Origin of the sequence: Streptomyces sp. NBC_01474 (assembly GCF_035918215.1) — a bacterium.
GTDB classification, from domain to species: Bacteria; Actinomycetota; Actinomycetes; order Streptomycetales; family Streptomycetaceae; genus Streptomyces; species Streptomyces aureus.
This window is the reverse complement of record NZ_CP109449.1, coordinates 5,258,626-5,278,536: the sequence shown is the minus strand read 5'-3', so window position 1 is coordinate 5,278,536 and position 19,911 is coordinate 5,258,626. Positions and strand designations below refer to the sequence as shown.

Annotated in this window: 16 protein-coding genes and 2 pseudogenes; 7 read left to right on the top strand and 11 right to left on the bottom strand. The window is 69.9% G+C overall.

Annotated elements, in window-relative coordinates; all coding sequences use genetic code 11:
• Together OG758_RS24190 and OG758_RS24185 are read right to left on the bottom strand one after the other, a co-directional pair.
• Window positions 1–801 (bottom strand): nucleotidyltransferase domain-containing protein, encoded by an 801-nt coding sequence (locus OG758_RS24190; protein ID WP_326711890.1) that lies wholly within the window; start codon window positions 799–801, stop codon window positions 1–3.
• Between the two features lie 106 nt (window positions 802–907).
• Complete coding sequence (locus tag OG758_RS24185) at window positions 908–1,582, bottom strand: Crp/Fnr family transcriptional regulator (RefSeq protein ID WP_100596519.1); 675 nt, start codon at window positions 1,580–1,582, stop codon at window positions 908–910.
• A 243-nt stretch (window positions 1,583–1,825) separates the two neighbouring features.
• Here OG758_RS24185 and nth point away from each other — a divergent pair, with 243 nt between their 5' ends.
• From nth to OG758_RS24170, 3 genes are read left to right on the top strand one after another with little or no spacing between them, the layout of a single operon-like run.
• Window positions 1,826–2,935 (top strand): endonuclease III, encoded by a 1,110-nt coding sequence (nth, locus tag OG758_RS24180; RefSeq protein WP_405653812.1) that lies wholly within the window; start codon window positions 1,826–1,828, stop codon window positions 2,933–2,935.
• Window positions 2,936–2,994: 59 nt separating this feature from the next.
• Window positions 2,995–3,711 carry an NUDIX hydrolase gene (locus OG758_RS24175; protein WP_326711888.1) on the top strand — a complete coding sequence of 239 codons (717 nt, stop codon included), beginning with the start codon at window positions 2,995–2,997 and terminating at the stop codon, window positions 3,709–3,711.
• A 13-nt stretch (window positions 3,712–3,724) separates the two neighbouring features.
• Window positions 3,725–4,924 (top strand): MarP family serine protease, encoded by a 1,200-nt coding sequence (locus tag OG758_RS24170; protein ID WP_326711887.1) that lies wholly within the window; start codon window positions 3,725–3,727, stop codon window positions 4,922–4,924.
• Window positions 4,925–4,960: 36 nt separating this feature from the next.
• Here the strand turns inward: OG758_RS24170 and OG758_RS24165 are convergent, their stop codons facing one another.
• The 6 genes from OG758_RS24165 to OG758_RS24140 all read right to left on the bottom strand — a co-directional run bounded on the left by OG758_RS24165 (window position 4,961) and on the right by OG758_RS24140 (window position 12,900).
• The gene (locus OG758_RS24165) at window positions 4,961–5,149 is read right to left on the bottom strand and encodes a hypothetical protein (RefSeq protein ID WP_116511639.1); all 189 of its coding nucleotides are present in this window, start codon (window positions 5,147–5,149) and stop codon (window positions 4,961–4,963) included.
• A gap of 151 nt (window positions 5,150–5,300) precedes the next feature.
• On the bottom strand, window positions 5,301–6,251 hold the full coding sequence (locus tag OG758_RS24160) for an alpha/beta fold hydrolase (protein WP_326711886.1): 951 nt from the start codon (window positions 6,249–6,251) through the stop codon (window positions 5,301–5,303).
• Window positions 6,248–6,757: a phage holin family protein gene (locus OG758_RS24155; RefSeq protein WP_266561809.1), complete on the bottom strand. Its 510-nt coding sequence runs from the start codon at window positions 6,755–6,757 to the stop codon at window positions 6,248–6,250. Before OG758_RS24155 ends, OG758_RS24160 begins: the two co-directional genes overlap by 4 nt.
• Window positions 6,758–6,808: 51 nt before the next feature.
• Window positions 6,809–8,212, bottom strand: a complete 1,404-nt coding sequence (gene nhaA, locus OG758_RS24150; RefSeq protein WP_326711885.1) for a Na+/H+ antiporter NhaA — start codon at window positions 8,210–8,212, stop codon at window positions 6,809–6,811.
• A gap of 208 nt (window positions 8,213–8,420) precedes the next feature.
• On the bottom strand, window positions 8,421–10,421 hold the full coding sequence (gene acs / locus OG758_RS24145) for an acetate--CoA ligase (protein WP_326711884.1): 2,001 nt from the start codon (window positions 10,419–10,421) through the stop codon (window positions 8,421–8,423).
• Between the two features lie 121 nt (window positions 10,422–10,542).
• Window positions 10,543–12,900 carry a bifunctional SulP family inorganic anion transporter/carbonic anhydrase gene (locus OG758_RS24140; RefSeq protein WP_326711883.1) on the bottom strand — a complete coding sequence of 786 codons (2,358 nt, stop codon included), beginning with the start codon at window positions 12,898–12,900 and terminating at the stop codon, window positions 10,543–10,545.
• A gap of 346 nt (window positions 12,901–13,246) precedes the next feature.
• Here OG758_RS24140 and OG758_RS24135 point away from each other — a divergent pair, with 346 nt between their 5' ends.
• A complete protein-coding gene (locus tag OG758_RS24135) occupies window positions 13,247–14,536 on the top strand; it encodes a hypothetical protein (RefSeq protein ID WP_326711882.1) in 1,290 nt (429 codons plus the stop codon).
• Window positions 14,537–14,545: 9 nt separating this feature from the next.
• On the opposite strand, the gene OG758_RS24130 is transcribed toward OG758_RS24135, so the two are convergent.
• Window positions 14,546–15,526, bottom strand: a complete 981-nt coding sequence (locus OG758_RS24130) for an ATP-binding protein (RefSeq protein ID WP_326711881.1) — start codon at window positions 15,524–15,526, stop codon at window positions 14,546–14,548.
• Window positions 15,527–15,627: 101 nt separating this feature from the next.
• Here OG758_RS24130 and OG758_RS24125 point away from each other — a divergent pair, with 101 nt between their 5' ends.
• Window positions 15,628–16,452: an oxidoreductase gene (locus tag OG758_RS24125; RefSeq protein WP_326711880.1), complete on the top strand. Its 825-nt coding sequence runs from the start codon at window positions 15,628–15,630 to the stop codon at window positions 16,450–16,452.
• A 404-nt stretch (window positions 16,453–16,856) separates the two neighbouring features.
• Here OG758_RS24125 and OG758_RS24120 read toward each other — a convergent pair whose 3' ends face one another.
• Window positions 16,857–17,702, bottom strand: coding sequence for an HAD family hydrolase (locus OG758_RS24120; protein WP_326711879.1), 846 nt, complete (start codon window positions 17,700–17,702; stop codon window positions 16,857–16,859).
• A 594-nt stretch (window positions 17,703–18,296) separates the two neighbouring features.
• Between OG758_RS24120 and OG758_RS24115 the strand changes: the two are divergent.
• A pseudogene (locus OG758_RS24115) lies at window positions 18,297–18,766 on the top strand (septum site-determining protein Ssd); the annotation flags it as partial.
• Window positions 18,767–18,794: 28 nt separating this feature from the next.
• Window positions 18,795–19,604: pseudogene (locus OG758_RS24110) on the top strand (ATPase, T2SS/T4P/T4SS family); the annotation flags it as partial.
• Here the strand turns inward: OG758_RS24110 and OG758_RS24105 are convergent.
• Entirely contained in the window at window positions 19,598–19,846 is a 249-nt protein-coding gene (locus tag OG758_RS24105) for a winged helix-turn-helix domain-containing protein (protein WP_326711878.1), read from the bottom strand. The pseudogene OG758_RS24110 and the gene OG758_RS24105 sit on opposite strands and share 7 nt — an antisense overlap.
• Window positions 19,847–19,911 lie beyond the last annotated feature (65 nt).

Here is a 19,911-nt window from a genome sequence, read left to right as displayed (position 1 = left end):
TCATGGGCGGGGGGCCTTCACTCCGTGCACGGCTTCGTATTCTGCCGCCAGCCACGGGCCCAGGTCTTCGGTGTACGCCCTGAGGGTGTGCGGTGCGCCCATCGGTTCGTACGCCGCCCGCGCCGCCTGTCGCATCGCGTCCGCCCGCTGCGGGTAGTACGTGCCGAACACCTCGGCCATCTGCGTCAGATCGCTGGTCCAGCCGTTCCAGCGGGGCATCACGAGCGTGAAGCCGGTGCGGACGAGGTGACGGGAGATCAGGCGGTCCAGGGTGCGGGGGTCGTCGCCTCGCGCGATGCGTTCGCGCCAGCGCGGCAGGAACAGGCGCAGGTCGCCGTTGGTCTCCCGGGCCAGGAGGGAGTCGGGGCGGTAGCGCGGCAGGTACTCGGCCAGGTCCTCGCCCAGGAGCGGCGTGCAGAGGCAGGCCACGAACCAGCCGAGGTCGTGCCGTTCGAGGTCGCTGAGGACCTGGGTTCGGCTGAGGATGATCAGGCCTACGCCGTCGATCTGGGCGAAGTCCTTGTCCAGCGCGTCGGCCAGGGCTCTGGCCTCCGCCCTGTCCTCGTCCGTCGGCTCGTCGCGCAGTGCGAGGAGGAGGTCGAGGTCGCTGCGGCCGGGGCGGGCCGTGCCGCGCGGCACGGAGCCGTAGAGATACGCGCTCGTCATCCGCGGCCCGAAGGCGGCGAGCAGACTGTCGCGCGCCGCGGACACCACGGGGCGGAAGTCCGGCTGGATCCGGCTCAGAGAGCCTTCGCGCTCGATGAATCCGCGGTCGTCGAGGCCGCGGGCGGTGGTCGCCATGGGTCCACTGTGCCGGGTCGGGCGGGCGCGGTCCCGGTATTTTCCGCGGCGGTGAACGGGTGATCCCGCCTCCCCGGAGGGAGGCGGGACCCGGTGTGCGCAGGTGTCAGCGCGAGCGCTTCGCGAGGCGCTCGACGTCGAGCAGGATCACGGCGCGGGCCTCCAGGCGGAGCCAGCCGCGGCCCGCGAAGTCCGCGAGCGCCTTGTTCACCGTCTCGCGGGAGGCGCCGACCAGCTGGGCCAGCTCCTCCTGCGTCAGGTCGTGCACGACGTGGATGCCCTCCTCCGACTGCACGCCGAAGCGGCGGGAGAGGTCCAGGAGCGCGCGGGCCACGCGGCCCGGCACGTCCGAGAAGACCAGGTCGGACATCTGGTCGTTGGTCTTGCGCAGGCGCCGGGCGACGGCGCGCAGCAGGGCGGAGGCCACCTCGGGGCGCGCGTTCAGCCAGGGCAGGAGGTCGCCGTGGCCGAGGCCGAGGAGCTTGACCTCGGTGAGCGCGGAGGCGGTCGCCGTGCGCGGGCCCGGGTCGAACAGCGAGAGCTCGCCGATCAGCTCGCCGGGGCCGAGCACCGCGAGCATGTTCTCGCGACCGTCGGGGGAGGTGCGGTGGAGCTTCACCTTGCCCTCGGTGACCACGTACAGGCGGTCTCCGGGGTCGCCCTCGTGGAAGAGGGCGTCTCCGCGCGCGAGGGTCACCTCACTCATGGAGGCGCGGAGCTCCGCGGCCTGCTCATCATCGAGCGCCGCGAAAAGCGGGGCGCGCCGCAGAACGTCGTCCACGAGTTTCTCTCCTATGTCGACCTGCATCCGGGGACCGTGTTCCCGCTCCCCATTTTGCCGGACGGTCCAAACGGTGTGATCAGTCACTCAGGCACAAGTCTGCCGCACCGGCGTCGCAAGCTGTGGGGGAGGGGGCCAATCGAGGACTGATCTGCGGGGTCCACGGCGGATGTCAGCGGCTGCCTTTAGGCTGGCCGAGTGTCCAAAACGCCGGTGAGAGCACAGGCCAAGGGGGCTGGGACGGTGACCGCAGGACGTAATTCCGCTGTGGGCGAACAGGCCTCGACCGCGCCCGGGAAAGCGGCAAAAGGGGTAAAAGGGGCTCGGGGTGCCGGCGGTGCCGCGGCCTCCGGGGGGAAGGGTGCTGGTGGTGCAGCGGGCTCCGGGGGTGCCGCAAGTTCCGGAGGGAAGCGTGCTGTCGCGAAGAAGACCGGCGCCGCCAAGCCGGTGAAGAAGGCTGTCTCCGCCAAGCCGGTGAAGAAGGCCGGCGCCGCCAAGTCGGCGACGGAGGCCGCTGCCGTGAAACCGGCCAAGTCCGTGACGAAGACCGCCGCCAAGTCCGAGTCTCGTACCGCCCTCGTCCGGCGTGCCCGGCGCATCAACCGTGAGCTCGCCGAGGTGTATCCGTACGCCCACCCCGAGCTGGACTTCGAGAATCCCTTCCAGCTGCTCGTCGCCACGGTGCTGTCCGCCCAGACCACCGACCTGCGGGTCAATCAGACGACGCCCGCCCTCTTCGCCAAGCACCCGACCCCGGAGGACCTCGCGGCCGCGAACCCCGAGGACGTCGAGGAGCTGATCAGGCCCACCGGGTTCTTCCGCGCCAAGACGAAGTCGATCATGGGGCTCGCGGCGGCCCTGCGGGACGAGTTCGGGGGCGAGGTCCCTGGGCGTCTCGAAGACCTCGTCAAGTTGCCTGGGGTCGGCCGCAAGACCGCCTTCGTCGTGATGGGCAATGCCTTCGGGCGGCCCGGGATCACCGTGGACACGCACTTCGGGCGGCTCGTGCGGCGCTGGAAGTGGACGGAGGAGACCGACCCGGACAAGGTCGAGAAGGCCGTCGGCGAGCTCTTCCCGAAGAGCGACTGGACGATGCTCTCGCACCGCGTGATCTTCCACGGCCGCCGGATCTGCCACGCGCGCAAGCCCGCCTGCGGCGCCTGCCCGATCGCCCCGCTCTGCCCGGCGTACGGGGAGGGCGAGACCGACCCGGAGAAGGCGAAGAAGCTCCTGAAGTACGAGAAGGGCGGCTTCCCCGGCCAGCGCCTGAAGCCCCCGCAGTCGTACCTGGACGCCGGCGGTGTCCCGGCGCCCCCGCTCGGTGCCATCGCGCCGCCCGCCACGGGGGAGTGACGCATCGCGGAACGAACGGCGGGGACGCAGGCGTTGTGTTCAGTTGGACGGGGGTGCCTATGACACATGCACACAGTGAGGCGCACGAGGAGCGCGTCACGAAGGACGAGCCGGTGCGGCTGAGCAGGGACGGGCTGCCCGAGTGGCTCGACCCGGTCGTGAAGGCCGCGGACGCGGTCGAGCCGCTCCAGATGAGCCGCTTCCTGCCGCCCGAGAGCGGTGCCGGGCGGCAGTCCGCCGTCCTGATCCTCTTCGGGGAGGGCGAGCGCGGCCCGGAGCTGCTGCTCATGGAGCGGGCCACATCGCTGCGTTCGCACGCGGGCCAGCCGTCCTTCCCGGGCGGCGCCCTCGACCCGGAGGACGGCGATCCGCGTACGGACGGGCCGCTGCGCGCCGCCCTGCGCGAGGCGGAGGAGGAGACCGGGCTCGATCCGCGCGGCGTCCAGCTCTTCGGCGTCCTGCCGAAGCTGTACATCCCGGTGAGCAGCTTCGTGGTGACGCCGGTCCTCGGCTGGTGGCGCACACCGACGCCGGTGCAGGCGGTCGACCCGGCGGAGACGGCCCGCGTCTTCACGGTGCCCGTGGCGGATCTCACGGATCCGCGCCACCGCGCGACGGCGGTCCACCCGAGAGGCCACCAGGGCCCGGCGTTCCTCGTCGAATCGGCTCTGGTCTGGGGCTTTACGGCCGGAGTGATCGACCGGATCCTGCACTACGCGGGATGGGAGCGTCCCTGGGACCGCAGTAAGCAGGTCCCACTCGACTGGCGCTCATGACAGGGTGGCCCACGTGAATGTGCTGGACATCCTGCTGCTCGTAGCCGCCGTGTGGTTCGCGATCGTGGGCTACCGCCAGGGCTTCGTCGTCGGCATCCTGTCGGTGATCGGCTTCCTGGGAGGCGGCCTCGTCGCGGTCTACGTCCTGCCCGCCATCTGGAGCGCGGTGACGGACGGGGCCAAGGTGAGTACGACGGCGGCCGTCGTCGCCGTGATCGTGGTCATCGTCTGTGCCTCCGTGGGACAGGCGTTCACCACGCACCTGGGGAACAAGCTGCGCCGGTACATCACCTGGTCCCCGGCCCGAGCCTTGGACGCCACGGGCGGCGCCGTGGTGAACGTGGTGGCGATGCTCCTGGTCGCCTGGCTCATCGGCTCGGCCCTAGCCGGCACGACGCTGCCCACGCTCGGCAAGGAAGTGCGCAACTCCAAGGTCCTGCTCGGAGTGTCCAGAGCCTTGCCCACGCAGGCGAACTCCTGGTTCGCGGACTTCTCCTCGGCGCTCGCGCAGAACGGCTTCCCGCAGGTCTTCAGCCCGTTCTCGAACGAGCCGATCACCGAGGTCCAGCCTCCCGACCCGACGCTGGCGAACAGTGCGGTCGTGGAGACGGCCAAGCGCTCCATCGTCAAGGTGACCGGCCAGGCCCCCAGTTGCGGCAAGGTCCTCGAAGGCTCCGGCTTCGTCTTCGCCGACCGCCGCGTCATGACGAACGCGCACGTGGTCGGCGGCGTGGACGAGCCGAACGTGCAGATCGGCGGCGAGGGCCGGATGTACGCGGCGAAGGTCGTCCTCTACGACTGGAAGCGCGACATCGCCGTACTCGACGTGCCGACGCTGAAGGCGCCCCCGCTCCAGTTCACGTCCAGGGACGCCGAGCGCGGCGACAGCGCGATCGTCGCCGGCTTCCCGGAGAACGGCGCGTACGACGTCCGCCCCGCGCGTGTGCGCGGCCGCATCACGGCCGACGGCCCGGACATCTACCACCGCGGCACCGTGCGACGCGATGTGTACTCGCTCTACGCGACCGTCCGCCAGGGCAACTCCGGCGGCCCGCTGCTCACGCCCGAAGGCAAGGTGTACGGCGTGGTCTTCGCGAAGTCACTCGACAGCGCCCAGACCGGGTACGCGCTCACCCGCGACGAGATCAGCCCGGACATCGCCCGCGGCCGCACGGCCAACCAGCAGGTGGACAGCGACAGCTGCGCCCTGTGAGGTTCTGGAGGCGGTGCAGGCCCGGCCGGTGACGCGTCAGTCGCGCGTGTGCCGCAGCCGGGCCGAGACCCAGCGGGCCCGGCGGCGCAGGATGCGGGGAATGTTGATCCCCGGAGGGGTTTGGTCATGGCCCGATTCCTGCGGGCCACCCCCCGGGTGACGGCTCAGCACCGTGGCTGAGCGGCGGTTGCGTGCTGCGTCACTGTAGTCGTGCGTCCAGCCCATACCCCGACGTGTGCCCGTGCCCCAAGGTCGGTAATCGCGCGCACGCACCCCAATTGGCCTATGCGCCAGGCAATTGGCAGTTCGAAGGACAGTTGTTCCCGGACATGGCTCGAACGCGTCACCCGATCGTGCGAGGGTGGCCGCGCGGCCGTCACCGGTCGGGCTCGGGGTCCTTCAGCCAGCTGACCAGTTCGTTGGAGAACGCGACCGGATCCTCCTCGTGCGGGAAGTGCCCCAGACCGTCGAACAGCCGCCAGCGGTACGGCGCTTCGACGTACTCGCCGGAGCCCGCCGCGCTGCGCGTACGCATCACGGGGTCGAGCGAGCCGTGCAGATGCAGCGTCGGCACCCGCACCGGACGCTTCATGCGCCGGTTGAACTGGATGCCGTCCGGGCGGGCCATCGACCGCACCATCCACCGGTACGGCTCGACCGAGCAGTGCGCCGTGGACGGGATGCACATGGCGCGCCGGTACACGTCCACGACCTCGTCGTCGGGGAGGCGCGGCCCGGACCACTCCCGGAGCAGCCGGCCGACCAAGGCGCCGTCGTCCGCGACGAGTTGACGCTCCGGCACCCACGGCCGCTGGAAGCCCCAGACGTATGAGCCCGCGGCGGTCTGCTTGACGTCGGACAGCATCGCCGAGCGCCAGCGCCGGGGGTGCGGCATCGAGGAGACCACGAGCCGGCGCACCAGCTTGGGCCGCATGACGGCCGCGGTCCACGCGAGATAGCCGCCCAGGTCGTGCCCCACGAGTGCCGCGTCGGGCTCGCCGAGGGACCGTACGACGCCCGTGATGTCGAGGGCGAGGTTCGCCGGGTCGTAGCCGCGTGGGGTGCGGTCGCTGCCGCCGACGCCGCGCAGATCCATGGCCACGGCCCGGAACCCGGCGTCGGCGAGCGCCACCATCTGGTGCCGCCACGTCCACCAGAACTGGGGGAAGCCGTGCAGGAGCAGGACCAGTGGACCGTCGCCCATCTCGGCGATGTGGAAGCGCGCGCCGTTGGCGGCGACGTCCCGGTGGGTCAGCTCGCCGCCGCCCGGGACGCCGATGCGTACGACTGAGGCGGGCTGGGCCGAAGGGGTGGCGGGGTCCGTCATGAAGACGAGCGTGCCACAGCCTCGACCGTGTCACCGACTCGGTTCGCCGGAGCCACCGGACGGGGGTGCGGTTTGGCGTTCCCCAGTACGCCTGCCGTCTCCTTGACCGAGGCGGCGACCTTCTGCGGGCCCTTGCCCTTCTTGGCCTTCTTCGCGAAGACGACGCCGATCAGGGCAAGCAGCGCGGCCACCAGCACGTTCGCCGCGAAGGAGAGCAGGAAGCACCAGCCGAGGTTCCAGCCGCCCTCACCGTTGTGCCCGCCGGTCCAGGCCTGGATCCCGTAGGCGAGCGCGAAGCTCAGCATGGGCAGCGAGAAGAGCAGGACCACGCCGGCCGCCGAGAGGGCGCCGCCGCTGACCGCACCCCGCTTCACGTCCTGCTTGAGCTGGGCCTTCGCCAGAGCGATCTCGTCGTGCACCAGCGCGGACATCTCGGTCGTGGCCGTGGCGACCAGCTGGCCGATGCTGCGCTCGGCGCCGACCGGTGTGCCGTCGGGTGCGCTCATCGCGTACTCCCTCTTCTGTTTACGGGCATCTTTAGCAGACCTGCTGTCAGATCATGCCGGACGACTGCTCCCGTCGCTTGCCCCGCCCGTCACTTCGGCAAGCCTGCGGTGTTCGGCGGCCTTCTTCTCGTAGATCTCCGCCATCCGCAAGTGGTACTCCGGCTTGTCCTCCTCGTAGATGTCCGGGATGCCGTCGAGGTCGTCGTCCCGCTCCTCCTCGGCGCACATCGCGCGGTACTTGGCGTTACGGATCTTGAGCAGGACGCTCGACAGGACCGCCGCGATGAGGGAGCCCATCAGTACGGCGGCCTTGACCTCGGCTGTCAGCAGGGGGCTCTCGGTGAAGGCGAGTTCGCCGATGAGGAGCGAGACGGTGAAGCCGATCCCGGCGAGGGACGCGACCGCGAACACGTCGGGCCAGGCCAGTTCGTCGGAGAGCGAGGCCCTGGTGAAGCGGGCCGTGAGCCAGGTCCCGCCGAAGATGCCGACGGCCTTGCCGACGACGAGCCCGAGCACCACACCGAGCGTCTCGGGCTTGGTGAACACGTCGGTCAGGGCGCTGCCCGACACGGCAACGCCCGCGCTGAACAGGGCGAACAGGGGCACGGCGAGCCCTGCCGAGAAGGGGCGCACCAGATGCTCGATGTGCTCGCCGGGCGAGTGCTCCTCGCCGTCCTGCCGGGTGCAGCGCAGCATCAGGCCCATGGCGACACCGGCGATGGTGGCGTGGATGCCGCTGTTGTACATCAGGCCCCAGATCACGAGCGCGAGCGGCACGTAGATGTACCAGCCGCGTACGCCCTTCCGCAGGAGCAGCCAGAAGACGGCGAGGCCGACGACGGCGCCGGCGAGCGCCGCGAAGTTGATGTCGCTGGTGAAGAAGATCGCGATGATCAGGATCGCGCAGAGGTCGTCGACGACGGCGAGCGTGAGCAGGAACGCGCGCAGCGAGGACGGCAGGGACGTGCCGATGACGGCGAGGACGGCGAGCGCGAAGGCGATGTCGGTGGCGGTCGGCACGGCCCAGCCGTCGAGCGAGCCGCCGCCCGTGATGTTGACGAGGAAGTAGACGAGTGCGGGGACCGCCATGCCGCAGAGCGCGGCGGCGACCGGCAGCATGGCCGCCTTGGGGTCGCGCAGGTCGCCGGCGACGAGTTCGCGCTTGAGCTCGATACCGGCGACGAAGAAGAACACGGCGAGCAGTCCGTCGGCGGCCCAGTGCTCGAGGGACAGGTTGAGGCCGAGCGCTGCGGGGCCGACGTGGAACTCGCTCACGGACTCGTAGCTGCCGCTGAGCGGTGTGTTCGCCCAGATGAGGGCGGCGATCGCGGCGACGAGGAGCAGAACTCCGCCGACGGTCTCGGCACGCAGGGCGTCCGCCACGAACGTGCGCTCAGGAAGCGTGAGTCGGCCGAGTGCCTTACGGCTGCTCTTGTGTGGGGCGGGCGCGGCCACGGGTGAAGACCTCCGGTCGGGTTCGGCTTCGCGAACGCGCCGGCGAGGGGTCGCCGACGGCGTTGCCGACCAGACTTCCCGGCACACCATTTGAGGTATTCACCCTACCGGGTGCACGCGGTCCGTACCTGGTGATCGTCACTTTACGTACGAAACGGGCACCCGGCGCGTTCGGCGCCGGGTGCCCGTTTCGTGGTGTGCGGTGCGGTCAGTCCTCGCTTGATGCGGCCGGGAGCTTGGTCTGGATGAGGTCCATGACGGACGAGTCCGTCAGGGTCGTGACGTCTCCCAGCTCCCTGTTCTCCGCGACGTCACGCAGCAGGCGCCGCATGATCTTCCCGGATCGGGTCTTGGGCAGCTCGGCCACGGGCAGGACCCGCTTCGGCTTGGCGATCGGGCCGAGCGTCGCGCCCACGTGGTTGCGCAGGTCGGCGACGAGACCCTCGTCGTCGGCGGACGCCGTGCCGCGCAGGATCACGAAGGCCACGATGGCTTGACCCGTCGTCTCGTCGGCCGCGCCCACGACCGCCGCCTCGGCGACCGAGGGGTGCGAGACGAGCGCCGACTCGACCTCGGTGGTCGAGATGTTGTGGCCGGAGACCAGCATCACGTCGTCCACCCGGCCGAGCAGCCAGATGTCGCCGTCGTCGTCCTTCTTGGCACCGTCACCGGCGAAGTACTTGCCCTCGAAGCGGGACCAGTATGTGTCGATGAACCGCTGGTCGTCGCCCCAGATGGTGCGCAGCATCGACGGCCACGGCTCGGTCAGGACGAGGTAACCGCCGCCCCCGTCGGGGACTTCCTGCGCCTCGTCGTCCAGGACCGTCGCCGAGATGCCGGGCAGGGCGCGCTGGGCGGAGCCCGGCTTGGTCTCGGTGACACCGGGCAGCGGCGAGATCATCATCGCGCCGGTCTCGGTCTGCCACCAGGTGTCCACGATGGGGCACTTGTCGGCGCCGATGTTCTTCCGGTACCACATCCAGGCCTCGGGGTTGATCGGCTCACCGACCGAACCGAGGACCCGCAGACTGCTCAGGTCGAACTTGGCGGGGATGTCGTCTCCCCACTTCATGAACGTGCGGATCGCCGTCGGCGCCGTGTACAGGATCGTCACCCCGTACTTCTGCACGATCTCCCAGAAGCGGCCCTGGTGCGGGGTGTCCGGGGTGCCCTCGTAGATGACCTGCGACGCACCGTTCGAGAGCGGCCCGTAGGTGATGTACGAGTGCCCGGTGACCCAGCCGATGTCGGCCGTGCACCAGTAGACGTCGGTCTCCGGCTTGAGGTCGAACACCGCGTGGTGGGTGTACGAGGCCTGCGTGAGGTAGCCGCCGGAGGTGTGCAGGATGCCCTTGGGCTTACCTGTCGTGCCGGACGTGTAGAGGATGAACAGCGGATGCTCGGCGTCGAACGCCTCGGGCGTGTGCTCCGCCGACTGCTTCTGTGTGATCTCGTGCCACCACACGTCGCGGCCCTCGGTCCAGGCGACGTCCTGCTTGGTGCGCTGGACGACGAGGACCTTCTCGACCCCATCGACGCGGCTGACCGCGTCGTCGACGGCGGGCTTGAGCGCGGACGGCTTGCCGCGCCGGTAGCCGCCGTCGGCCGTGATGACGACCTTGGCGTCGGCGTCCTGGATGCGGGCCGCGATGGCGTCGGCCGAGAATCCGCCGAAGACGACCGAGTGCGCGGCGCCGATGCGCGCGCACGCCAGCATCGCGACGACGGCCTCGGGGATCATCGGCAGGTAGACGGCGACCCGGTCGCCCTTCTGCACGCCCAGCTCGGTCAGCGCGTTGGCCGCGCGGCTGACCTCGTCCTTGAGCTCCGCGTAGGTGATGGCCCGGCTGTCGCCGGGCTCGCCCTCGAAGTGGATGGCGACCCGGTCGCCGTTCCCGGCCTCGACGTGGCGGTCGACGCAGTTGTACGCGACGTTCAGCTTCCCGTCCGCGAACCACTTGGCGAACGGCGGGTTCGACCAGTCGAGGGTCTCGGTCGGTTCGGTGGCCCAGGTCAGCCGACGGGCCTGCTCGGCCCAGAAGCCGAGCCTGTCAGCCTTGGCCTGTTCGTACGCCTCCGCGGTGACGTTGGCGGCGGCCGCCAGGTCGGCCGGCGGCGCAAACCTTCGCTCTTCCTTAAGAAGGTTGGCCAGGCTTTCGTTGCTCACGACATCTCCCTTTCCCAGGGTGTCCGTTGTGTCCCAGACCACAGCTCATCAGACGGCCCCCCTCGGTGACAAGGGGGGTCCGAATAATGGTTTAGACCTGTTGGGCTCTATGCGTGCGCGCCGATGGCGTCACTCCACGGCACGCACGCTCTCACGGACGGGTTCACGCCGGGCGCAGTTCGCCCTCCGGCTGCACCTGGTCGAACACCTCGTCGGGCTGCTCGGTGAGCAGATAGGCCTGTGCCTCCCCCACGTGGAAGTACATCCCGTGGAGCTCGAGCGAGCCCTCGTGGAGGCGGCGGGCCACCGACTCGTGGGCCCGCAGATGCTCCAACTGCTGGACGACATTGGTCAGGCAGAGCTGCTCGACCGCGTCGGCGGGGGCGCGCCCGGCGAACCTCGCCCATGGCTGGTTCGCGACCGCCATGCGGGCAAGGCTCGGCAGGCCGTGCCGCAGCCACCGCTTCAGTGGTGTCTGCGCGCCGCCCTCGGGCGGACTGTTGAGCAGCGCCTGCATCGCGCCGCAGCCGGAGTGTCCGCACACGGTGATCGACTGCACCTTCAGTACGTCGACGGCGTACTCGATGGCCGCGGCGACCGAGTCGTCACCGCTCTCGGCGCCCGGCAGCGGCACCAGATTCCCCACGTTCCTGACGACGAAGAGGTCGCCGGGGCCGCTTGAGGTGATCATCGACGTCACGAGCCGGGAATCGGCGCAGGTCAGGAACAGCTGGGTGGGACGCTGCCCCTCACGGGCGAGCCGGGCCAGTTCGTCCCTGACATGCGGCGCCGTGTTCCGCTGGAACGCGCTGATTCCGCTGGCCAGTTGATACCCGCCGCCACCTGCCGGGGGCTCGGAGGTCTCGGTCTGCGGGCGGTCGCAGTGGTGGTTGCGCCAGGGGGTCCAGGGCCGGCAGCAGGAGTTCGACGTCGGCGCGGGCTCGGAGATGCGGGTACCCGCCCGCCCGGTCACCTCGACCTTGCCGCCCTGCGCGACATGTGACTTCTGCCAGTCCTGCAGGGACTCGAACGCGGCATGGTCCATGAAGGACCCGTCCAACTCCACGACGCAGCAAACTCCTTGGGGTACTTGATGCAGTACGCGACTGAGGCGGGGCACGGCGAGGAAGGTCAGTTGCCCGCGCACCCGTACGTGATGCGTCCCGCCTTGGCCTGCGGTGCCCGTCTCGTCCACGGTGTGGGTGATCCGGGTGCGGGCGAGCCGGTGCAGGGCGACGGCGACGGCGACGGCGATGCCGAGGGCCACGCCCTCGAGTACGCCGAGGACGACCACGCCGAGCGTCGTCACGGCGTAGACGAGGACCTCGCGGTGGCGCGTGACCGTACGGATGTGGTGCAGGGACACCATCTGGATGCCGACGGCCATCACCAGGGCGGCGAGTGAGGCGAGGGGGATCTGCTCAAGCACCGGGACCAACAGGAGCGCGGCCACTACTACCCAAACGCCGTGCAGCATCGTGGAGTTCCTGCTCTCGCTGCCCGCGTTCACATTCGCGGCGCTGCGGACGGCGACCCCGGCGACGGGGAGCCCGCCGAGGGTGCCGGAGACGATGTTGGCCGCTCCTTGACCGAGCAGTTCCCGGTCGAGGTCGGAGCGGCGTGCCTCCGGGCGCAGGGCGGGCTTCGAGGACGCGAGTTTGTCCACGGCGACGGCGCCGAGCAGCGACTGCACGCTGCACACGAGCGTCACGGTCAGGACGGCCGCCACGAGGCCCATTGCGGGTCCTTCGGGCAGGCCGGCCAGGGCGTGGCTGCTCCAGGACGGCAGGTCGACCTTGGTCACGGTGATTCCGGCGAACGCGGCGGTCGCGGTGGCGCAGGCGACGGCGACGAGCGCGGCGGGCACTCTTCGCAGGGCCCGCCCGGCGGGTCCGGGGATTCGGGGCCAGGCGAACAGGACCGCGAGCGTCAGCATGCTCAGGAGCAGCGCGGCCAGGTCCACGTGGGTCAACTCGGCGGGCAGCGCACGGAGATTGTCGAGAACGGCGCTCTGGGGGATGCCGCCGAGCACGATGTGCACCTGTGCGACCGCGATGGTGACGCCGATTCCGGCGAGCATGCCGTGGACGACGGCGGGGGACACGGCGAGCGCGGTGCGGGCCACGCGTAGGCAGCCGAGGCCGAGTTGGGCGATTCCGGCCATGACGGTGATCGCGCAGGTCGTCCGCCAGCCGTAACGGTGGATGAGGTCGGCGGTGACGACGGTGAGGCCGGCGGCGGGGCCGCTGACCTGGAGGGGAGAGCCGCCGAGGCGGCCGGCCACGAGTCCGCCGACGGCGGCGGCGACGAGTCCCGCCTGGAGCGGGGCCCCGGTGGCCAGGGCGATTCCGAGGGACAGCGGCAGGGCGATCAGGAAGACCGCCCCAGACGCGGACAGGTCGGCGCCCGAGATGCGGAAGCGGCGGGGCGGCTTCGGCGGCGGGCTGTGGGGTGGATGGGTGCGGCTGGTTTCGTCGGTCCGTGTCGGATCGGCGGGGCGTGTGGGGACGCAGGCTGACATGTTTCCCGTCTCCTCCGGGGCAGCGCGGTCGCGGAATGAGGGGCCCCGTCTGTGGCGGGGCAGGGTCGCGGCCGTGGATTACGGCGTGCAGCGGCGGGATGAATCAACGCTCGGTAAATGGATCGTAATGCAGAGTAAAGGTTGTGGACGTATTTTCGGGGCAAATGGGGCATTCATTCACCTCAATGGGTGAATGGGGCTTTCTTTCGGCTTGTCGTATTAATTCTTCCTCGGGCCTCGTGTGACGTTGGCGGCACCGTCGTCAAATGCGGCATTTCATCGCATTACGCCTGCCCTGGTGCGGAGAGATCAGAGCCGAAGAGACCAAGGAAGAAGGTGGGCGGACATGGCCGCCACCAAGCAGCTCGCCGCGAACTTCACCGCCGTCGCGGCGTGTGTCGCAGCCCTGTCCGGTTGCGCGACCGATGACCACCAGGCGACCGGACCCCAGAAGGGCGCTCCCGGTGCGAACGAGGCGGCCCCCGCCCCTGCCCCCGCCCCCGCGCCGGGACACGTGATGCGGCTGATCGGGGACGGCTCGACCGCGTTCACCGGAAGCCAGCCGCATCTGCCCAGGCCCGAGCGCCTGAAGTCCGGCCGGAAGCCGCCGCAGTTCGTGGTGTTCTCCTGGGACGGCGCGGGGGAGGGCAGCCAGAAGCTGTTCTCGCGCTTCCGCAAGGTCGCCAGGCAGAACAACGCGACGATGACGTACTTCCTCAGCGGCGTGTACCTGCTCCCCAAGGACAAGCGCGACCTCTACCGGCCTCCGCAGCACTCACCGGGCAGCTCGGACATCGGCTTCAACGACGAGCAGGGAATCAAGGACACCGTGGACCAGCTCCGCGGCGCCTGGCTCGAGGGCAACGAGATCGGCACGCACTTCAACGGCCACTTCTGCGGCAAGGGCGGCGTCGGCGAGTGGTCGGTGGCCGACTGGAAGAGCGAGATCGGCCAGGCCAGGTCCTTCGTGAAGTCCTGGAAGACGAACACGGGCATGAAGAACGCCGCCCCGCTCCCCTTCGACTACGACAAGGAGCTCATCGGTGCCCGCACCCCGTGCCTGGAGGGTCAGAAGAACTTCCGGCGAGGGGCCCACGACCTCGGTTTCCGCTACGACACCAGCGGTGTCAACGACCAGATCTGGCCCAACAAGAACGATGGCCTGTGGGATCTGTCGATGCAGCTCGTGCCCTTCCCCGGGCACAAGTCCGAGCAGCTCACCATGGACTACAACTTCATGGTCGACCAGTCGGGCACCACGCCCCAGGGCGACACCGACAAGCAGCAGTTCTGGGGTGACGAGATGCGCGACAGCCTCCTCCAGGGCTTCGACCGCGCCTACAACGGCAACCGCGCGCCGCTCGTCATCGGCAACCACTTCGAGTCCTGGAACGGCGGCAACTACATGCGCGCCGTCGAAGAGACCGTCCACGCCGTGTGCAACAAGCCCGAGGTGCGCTGCGTCTCCTTCCGTCAGCTCGCCGACTGGCTGGACGCGCAGGACCCGCAGATCCTGAAACGGCTCACCACACTGGGCGTCGGAGAGGCCCCCGCGCAGGGCTGGGCATCCTTCATGTCGACCATCCCCGCCCCGGCACCCAAGGGGGTGCCGGGAGCGCCGGCGGTCAAGCAGTAGCCGAGCCGGTCAGGCGGTGGCGGCCACACTCTCCTGGAGAACGAAGGCGGGGTCGACCTGGGCCGCCAGGTCGGCGCCCGTCTTCGCATTGCCCCAACTCTGCGCGTTCTTCAGGTGGAAGTGGACCATCTGGCGTGTGTAGCGCTCCCAGTCGCGGCCCGCGTAGGCGGCGTCCGCGGCGGACCTGAGCGTGCGCAGAGCAGCCGCGTTGGGCTCCTCCAGGAGATCGAACCGAGGCGGGAGGCCCTTCTCCATGGCACGCACCCAGTCGGAGTGCCCGACGGTGACGAGCAGGTCGTCCCCCACCTGTGCGCGGAGGAAGTCGAGGTCGTCCTGGCCCTGCACCTTGTTCCCCACGACCTTCAGCGTGATGCCGAAGTCCCGTGCGTACTCCTTGTACTGGCGGTAGACCGAAACCCCCTTACGCGTCGGCTCGGCGACAAGGAACGTCATGTCGAAGCGGGTGAACATGCCGGAGGCGAAGGAGTCCGAGCCCGCGGTCATGTCGACGACCACGTACTCGTCGCGGCCGTCGACGAGATGGTTCAGACACAACTCCACCGCTCCGGTCTTGGAGTGGTAGCAGGAGACACCGAGGTCGGCTTCGGTGAAGGGGCCCGTGACCATCAAACGCGCGGTCCCGCCGTCGAGTTCCACGGGTCGCGCACATGCGTCGTACACCGGGTTGTTCTCGCGTACCCGCAGGAGGCGCGAGCCCTCGCCGGGCGGGGTCGTCTTGATCATCGTGTCCGCGGAGGCGATCCGTGGATTCGAGCCGCGCAGGTAGTCCTTGATGAGGGGGAGGCGTGCGCCCATGGCGGGCAGTTCGGCGGCCTGGTCGTCGTCGAGACCGAGCGCGGGCCCCAGGTGCTGGTTGATGTCGGCGTCCACCGCGATGACCGGGGCGCCGATGGCGGCGAGGTGACGGATGAAGAGCGAGGACAGCGTGGTCTTCCCGCTGCCGCCCTTCCCCACGAAAGCGATCTTCATGTTCACCAAGGGTAGTGGGGTCGTCGCTTTTCGTGTCTGTGGAGCGTGAAGAAGACCACTCCTTCGTGGGGTCGGGCCCTGAACTGCGTAGGGTCGTACCCATGAGTACGACAGCCGACCCCCTTGCCGCCCTTGGGGCCCTTCCGGGCGTGGCCGACTCCGTGGACTCCGTGCGCAAGGCCGTGGACCGGGTCTACGGCCACCGGGTCATGCGGCGTCGCAGCACTGCCGTCACCTCCGAGGCCGCGCTGCGCGGCGCGCGGGGCAGCGCGGCGCTGTCCGGCGCCGACTGGCCGCTCGAAGAGGTGCGCAGGCGCTCCGACTTCAGCGGCGTGGGTGGGGACGAGGAGGCGCGCACCGTCGGCGCTGCCCTGCGGCTGACGGCGGAGGCGGGCCAGCTCCTGTCGATCTGGCGGCAGTCGCCGCTGCGGGTGCTCGCGCGCCTGCACCTCGTGGCGGCGGCCGACAGCGGCGACATGGTGGGGCGCCCCCGTCAGGGAGGCGAGCCGGTCGACGAGCCGCTGGTCGAGCTGCCGCTGCCGGATGCGCAGGAAGTGGCGGGCCGGCTCGAAGGGCTCTCCGGCCTGATCATTGCGGGCGGCTCGGCTCCGGCCCTGGTCACCGCGGCTGTCGTGCACGGCGAACTGCTCGCGCTGCGGCCCTTCGGGTCGTACAACGGTCTGGTCGCGCGCACGGCCGAGCGCATCGTCCTGGTGGGCAGCGGTCTCGACCCCAAGTCGATCTGTCCTGCCGAGGTGGGACACGCGGAGCAGGGGCGCGCGGAGTATCTGGCCGCGCTCGAAGGCTATGCGTCGGGCACTCCGGAAGGGGTTGCCGCATGGATCGCGCACTGCGGGCGGTCCGTGGAGTTCGGTGCCAGGGAGTCGACGGCCGTGTGCGAGGCGCTCCAGCGCGGAGCGGCGTAGGCGTCGTAACAGGTTCCTGGAAAGTCCCTGAAAAAGGGTTGCGGCGGTACGAGTCCTCGTACCGCCGCTGGCATGTTCACCTGGTTACCAAGCGTCCTCGAAAATTGCCCATCAGGTCGGGAACTTAGCCCGTGGCCTGGTGCGGCTGGCCCGTAATCGACGGGTCGACGTCGCGTGGGTGCCTGGCGTTCATGCTCGGTCCGTGGGGCCTTGGTTGCGTTTAAAGGTGATCCTCTCGGATGTCCCTTGGTCTCGCGGGCCGTTGCCTTATTTGTACTCCAGGTGCAGAGGAAGCGAAACCCCTGACCGTACTTCTTTACTTTTAGGTTCAATTAGGGGTGAAACGGGCGGCCGAGGGCGGCTCTGTTCGGCGGCTGTGTGGCGGGCCTGCTCAAAGGAGCCGGTCAGCTGGCCGTGGCGCGCCGGCGGCTGGCGTACCAGACCAGGCCCGCGGTGGCCGCCGCGGCGCCGACGGCGGCGGCCGCGACGAGGGCGGGCCGCGACGGCGCGGACAGAGTGGGCAGCCGCTGCTTGAGTCGGACGGGTCGGTTGAAGTCGAGAATCGGCCACTCGCGCGCGAGTGCCTCACGGCGGAGCGCCCGGTCCGGATTGACCGCGAAGGGGTGGCCGACCGCCTTCAGCATCGGCACATCGGTCGCCGAGTCGCTGTACGCGTAGCAGCGCGAGAGGTCGTACCCCTCGGACCGGGCGAGCTCCTCGATCGCCTCCGCCTTCGTCGGCCCGTACGCGTAGTACTCCACCTCGCCCGTGAAGCAACCGTCGTCGCCCACCACCATGCGCGTGGCCACCACGCGGTCCGCGCCGAGGAGTTCGCCGATCGGCTCGACGACCTCGGCGCCGGACGTGGAGACGATCACCACGTCGCGCCCCGCGGTGTGATGCTCCTCGATGAGTGACGCGGCCTCGTCGTAGATGATCGGGTCGATCAGGTCGTGAAGCGTCTCGGCGACGATCTCCTTCACCTGCTGCACATTCCACCCGCGGCACAGTGCCGAGAGGTACGCGCGCATCCGCTCCATCTGGTCGTGGTCGGCGCCGCCGGCGAGGAACACGAACTGCGCGTACGCGGTCCGCAGTACCGCCCTGCGGTTGATCAGCCCGCCTTGGTAGAACGACTTGCTGAAGGTGAGCGTGCTCGACTTCGCAATGACCGTCTTGTCCAGGTCAAAGAACGCGGCGGTGCGGGGCATCGAGTGGGTCAAGGAGTGGTTTTCCACGAGCCCGAGCATAGGCGCCCACCATTCGGCGTAAGCTCTGGCGCGTGGGTTTGCCTGAGAAGGCTCTCGGGTACACCATGGAAGTCACGGATCGTTCGCGACCGTGCTAACCCGGTCTGGCTCCTCCCCCCCCGAGTCGGACCGTGGGGACGACCCCCGCTCTCCCCCCCGGCGGGGGTCGTCGCATGTCCGGACCCACTTTGGGTCCGGACTTATGCGTTCTCCACCCTTGTGTCGCCCCGCGCCGCGCTTCCGGCGGGTGCCGCCTCGCGCCCGATCTACGTCACCGTGTGTAGTCGAAAGGCTGCTCTGTGGAAGGTGCGATGAGGGTAGTTGAGGGGCCGCCCTAGATGACACAAGTGATGTCACCGGTATGGGAGATGGGGATATTCACAAGCCCTCTCTTGTCCACAGTAATTGACCAAGATCCACACGATTTCCGGGATCGCTGCACGGTGATTCCACTCGCGAAGTCGGGACCGGTGTTCATTATCGGTTCCGTTTCCCGGTCGGGCACTCGGTAGGGCCTTCGGCCGGGTCTGGCTGCGCGAGGGGAGTGGCCGGCTCGCAGGTGCGAGCGGGACAGCGAGCGAGGGGGCGGAAATCGTGGCGGGAGCCATCACATGCGACCGGGCGCCGGTCGCGGACGGGCGGCGGCGCACACCGCTGATCGTGACCGAGGACGTGGATCTGCTGGACGACCTGCTGCGGCTGTGCGCCGCGGCCGGCACGCGGCCCGAGGTCCATCACGGGGTGCCGGAGCGCAGAGGGAGCTGGGAATCGGCGCCGCTGGTGCTCGTCGGGGACGACGCGGTCGAGCGGGTACTGGGCGTGGCGCGGCGGCGTGGCGTCGTACTGGTCGGGCGTGACCAGGACGATTCGGGGGTGTGGCAGCGGGCCGTCGAGATCGGTGCCGACCACGTGCTGATGCTGCCGGACGGCGAGCAGTGGCCGATGGACCGGATCGCCGACGTGGCCGAAGGCGTGGAAGGCCCGCGCTCACCGTCGGGGTGATCGGCGGGCGAGGCGGAGCCGAGGCGTCCACGCTGGCGTGCGCGCTCGCCGTGACCTCGGCGTCGCGTGACTGGGGTCGTGGGTGCGTGCATGTTGGACGGGGTGCGGCAGTGGCTCGCGGTGAACGGTGCGGAGGCGACCCCGGCGCGGGTCGCGGAAGCGCTCAGGGCCCAGGGGAAACTCCTCGGGGACGCCGAAGTGCTGGGCGCAGCCGATCAGTTGCGCCCCAAACTCGCGGGAACGGGCCCACTTGGGCCTCTGCTCGCCGACCTGTCGGTGACCGACGTGCTGGTCTCCGCGCCCGACCGGGTGTGGGTGGACCGGGGCGCTGGCCTGGAGCTGACGGGAGTGCGGTTCGAGAGCACATCGTCCTGCGGAGGCTCGCGCAGCGCCTCGCGGCGGTGGCCGGACGACGCCTGGACGACGCGAGGCCATGGGTGGACGCCCGGCTGCCGGACGGGATCCGGCTGCACGCCGCCGGCTGCGCCTGCCTGGCGCTGCGGGGGCGGTAGCGGCAACGCGCCTTCACGCTGGAGGAGCTCGTGGCGGCGGAGACGGTGCCGCCCGGCGGGGACCAGGTGCTTCGGGCTCTCCTCGACGCGCGGCTGTCGTTCCTGATCAGTGACGGTACGGGGTCCGGGAAGACGACGCTCCACAGCGCGTTACCCGGCCTGGTGGGGCCGGGGGCGCGTGGTGCTAGCCGAGGACTCCGCCGAGCTGCGGCCCGACCATCCGCATGTGGTGCGGCTCGAGGCGCGGCCTGCCAACCCGGAGGGGGCGGGGCTCGTGGGTCTGGACGACATGGTGCGTCAAGCGCTGCGCATGCTGCCGGACCGCCTGGTGGTGGCCGAAGTGCGGGGCCCGGAGGTCGTGGCGCTCCTCGCCGCGTGGCGTTACGGCCGCTCTTCGCTGTCCTCTCCGGCGCCCAGGACGAACGTCCCCTTCGCGGGCAGGGTCGCGACTACGCCCCGCTCACGGAGTAGCGCGACGGCGCGGCGCACTGTCCCGATGCTGACTCCGTAGACCTCCGTCATGCGGCGCTCAGCGGGGAGGGCGGCCCCCTTCGCCAGCGTCCCGGAGCGGACCTCCTCCGTGATCTGGTCGGCCAGCTCCTCGTACCGGTAGCGCGGCATTCCACTCATGATCCGAGACTGCCGCGGCCTAGGCCGTCCCGCAGCGTGAGGACGCGTCCGGACGCGTTGGGTAT

What these genes read in the sequence shown, in the direction of transcription:
- OG758_RS24190 (WP_326711890.1), bottom strand. Translation starts at nt 801, where the DNA reads ATGGCGACCACCGCCCGCGGCCTCGACGACCGCGGATTCATCGAGCGC.
- OG758_RS24175 (WP_326711888.1), top strand. Translation starts at nt 2,995, where the DNA reads ATGACACATGCACACAGTGAGGCGCACGAGGAGCGCGTCACGAAGGAC.
- OG758_RS24165 (WP_116511639.1), bottom strand. Translation starts at nt 5,149, where the DNA reads ATGGGCTGGACGCACGACTACAGTGACGCAGCACGCAACCGCCGCTCA.
- OG758_RS24160 (WP_326711886.1), bottom strand. Translation starts at nt 6,251, where the DNA reads ATGACGGACCCCGCCACCCCTTCGGCCCAGCCCGCCTCAGTCGTACGC.
- OG758_RS24155 (WP_266561809.1), bottom strand. Translation starts at nt 6,757, where the DNA reads ATGAGCGCACCCGACGGCACACCGGTCGGCGCCGAGCGCAGCATCGGC.
- OG758_RS24140 (WP_326711883.1), bottom strand. Translation starts at nt 12,900, where the DNA reads ATGTCAGCCTGCGTCCCCACACGCCCCGCCGATCCGACACGGACCGAC.
- OG758_RS24135 (WP_326711882.1), top strand. Translation starts at nt 13,247, where the DNA reads ATGGCCGCCACCAAGCAGCTCGCCGCGAACTTCACCGCCGTCGCGGCG.
- OG758_RS24130 (WP_326711881.1), bottom strand. Translation starts at nt 15,526, where the DNA reads ATGAAGATCGCTTTCGTGGGGAAGGGCGGCAGCGGGAAGACCACGCTG.
- OG758_RS24125 (WP_326711880.1), top strand. Translation starts at nt 15,628, where the DNA reads ATGAGTACGACAGCCGACCCCCTTGCCGCCCTTGGGGCCCTTCCGGGC.
- OG758_RS24120 (WP_326711879.1), bottom strand. Translation starts at nt 17,702, where the DNA reads ATGCTCGGGCTCGTGGAAAACCACTCCTTGACCCACTCGATGCCCCGC.
- OG758_RS24105 (WP_326711878.1), bottom strand. Translation starts at nt 19,846, where the DNA reads ATGAGTGGAATGCCGCGCTACCGGTACGAGGAGCTGGCCGACCAGATC.